Source organism: Oleiphilus sp. HI0117 (genome assembly GCF_001635235.1).
This window is the reverse complement of the sequence record NZ_LWGA01001256.1, coordinates 1-2,445: the sequence shown is the minus strand read 5'-3', so window position 1 is coordinate 2,445 and position 2,445 is coordinate 1. Positions and strand designations below refer to the sequence as shown.

Annotated in this window: 3 protein-coding genes; 2 read left to right on the top strand and 1 reads right to left on the bottom strand. The window is 40.8% G+C overall.

Going from position 1 to position 2,445, the window contains the following annotated elements; all coding sequences use genetic code 11:
* Positions 1-85: 85 nt before the first annotated feature.
* Complete coding sequence (locus A3757_RS21910) at positions 86-1,243, top strand: Gfo/Idh/MocA family protein (protein WP_068740290.1); 1,158 nt, start codon at positions 86-88, stop codon at positions 1,241-1,243.
* Positions 1,244-1,249: 6 nt separating this feature from the next.
* Positions 1,250-1,495, top strand: a complete 246-nt coding sequence (locus tag A3757_RS21905) for an acyl carrier protein (RefSeq protein ID WP_068740288.1) — start codon at positions 1,250-1,252, stop codon at positions 1,493-1,495.
* 33 nt (positions 1,496-1,528) lie between these two features.
* Here the strand turns inward: A3757_RS21905 and A3757_RS27190 are convergent.
* Positions 1,529-2,445 (bottom strand): hypothetical protein (locus tag A3757_RS27190; RefSeq protein WP_068740286.1); only part of this gene is annotated, 917 nt, incomplete at its 5' end.

Sequence of the window (2,445 nt, the reverse complement as noted above, 5' to 3'; positions counted from 1 at the left end):
TGAATCGCTACCCAAGAACCCGATGGGGAAAATCATGAAACAAAATCTAATTCAGCAAATAACTGATAGCTCGGCGTTCGCATAGATGGGCGTTTTATCGAAGAAGCAGTGTTTTTCGCTAGGATTTATTGGCGGCTCAGTAAAGTCTGCCGTGGGCTATACCCATAAAATAGCCAGTCAAGTGGACGGTAGGTGGGAGGTAGCAGCTGGCTGCTTCAGTCGAGACTTTGAAACTAACTTAGAAACGGCAAATGAGTGGGGAATATCTTCAGAGCGAACTTATGCAGATTTTCATTTTCTACTAGAAAATGAAAAGGATAATTTAGACGCAATTGTTATTCTGACGCCAACACCCTCTCATACAGAGATTGTTATTGAAGCGATAAATAAAGGCTATGCAGTTATCTGTGAGAAAGCGCTAACCGCAACCAGCGACGAAGCTCTGCTTATTGCTGAGTCAGTTAGAAAAAATAAGGGCTTCCTAGCAGTAACCTTAAATTATACTGGTTATCCTATGCTACGTGAGTTGAAGCACCTAATTAGTGTTGAGTCTTTGGGTGCGATCAAGCAAATCCAAATTGAAATGCCGCAAGAAGGCTTTATGCGTTTGGATGCGCAGGGCAATAAACCACAACCGCAAGCTTGGCGTCTAAGTGATGGTAAGGTATCCACCATATCTTTAGATTTGGGAGTGCACCTTCATCATATTGTTGACTATTTAACAGGAGAGCGACCTCTGCAAGTGGTTGCAGACGCCGCAAGTTATGGTTGGTTTGATGATGTCATTGATAACGTATCTTGCATGTTAAGGTACTCAGGTGGCATGAATTGCCAGATGTGGTATAGCAAATCTGCTTTGGGGCAGAGGAATGGTTTGAAAATTAGAGTTTATGGGGATAAAGGCAGTGCAGAATGGTTTCAGATGCAGCCCGAAGAACTATTGATTGCGACACAGGATGGAAGGCGTGAAATTCTTGATAGAGCTTCATTGGTTGAAGTGGCTTGCTCTGAAAGGTACAACCGCTTTAAGGCCGGTCATCCAGCTGGCTTCATAGAAGCTTTTGCTAATATATATTATGATCTTGCGGACGCCTATTCTGAGTTTAGAGAGACAGGGTCTTATAAGTCGAATGAGGTTTTTGGTGTCTCTCACGCAGTGAATGGTTTGAGACTGTTTGAGGCAATTGTTCAGTCTGGTGATGAAAGTCGATGGGTTTCTTTGCCCAATGAAGAGGGTAAGTAGCGACAAATGAAACGTGACGAGATAAAAAAATACATACTTTCTTTGCTAGAAAAAAAGCAGCGCTTGCCGAAATGCGATGATATCGGAGCTTATCGCTATTTAGATGTTGGTCATATTGACTCTTTAGGTGTGATGAATTTTATTGTTCAGATTGAAGATGAATTCAATCTCGAAATTAGCGATGATGAAATGATGTCAGAATCTTTCCAGACGGTAGATGGGCTTGTCGGAATGATAGTGAGTAAACTGTAAGTTAACTCACTATTAACACTGCTTACCTTTATCTTAGCTTCTTTGAACCTTGTCGAGAATGAGTTTCGATAGTTTATCACCTAGATCAATGCTTTCTTTCTTTTCTTGTTGACGGTTGTTATTTGAACTCTTATCAGTTTCATAGTGATTGTTTTCTAAGTCTGTGCTTCGTGTGAAACTATCATGATTTTCTTCTATCCAATGTATGACATTTACCAGCTTGCAGCTATCTTCAGCCTTTATATCTACTTTATGTGTGTAGAATAGCTTGTAAGGGTCAGACTCAATTATTTGTCTTGATAGTTCATTTCTTAGGTTGTCGTCATGAATTAAATAAATTAAATTTGCGAGTAATTCACCTTCAGTTTTAGGCATTAAAATATCAGGTGGGTTAAGTTTTTCGAGAGCGGTTTGATCGGAATAAGAAGCTAGGCCGCAACCTTCGCTATAAAATACTTTTGGTATACCTAGCAACGCAATATCAGTATTGGTGTTTGAACCGCCAAAGGGAAATGTACCAATAGCAAGATCGCAGACCGATAGGTTCTTCATGTAGGTCATGTAGTTTGCTGGAGGGTGAACCTTAGCAGCTCCGCTCAATGTGATCTTTAGCGACTTTTCAAAGGCAATGTCATGACTAACTAAGAAAAAGTTGAATTCAATTGGTACTGAAGAGTGCTCCAGTAAGACTTTGCACATTTGGATAAAACGTGGTGTTATTTTAGGTAACGAGCTATTGATAGCTATTCGTACAACCCCGTCGTTAGGTTTTTCAATATCGAAGGGTTCATATTCGGGGTGTGGTTCCCAGACGAACTCTCTACCTTGATAGATAGGTACGATCTTTTCTGTACAGAATTGTTGAAAGTCCCAGCCAGGCCGTGGTTCAGAACAGTAACTGTAGTCGATGTAAGGTGAAAATGCTGAAGCAGGATGGCCGTAGCACATAA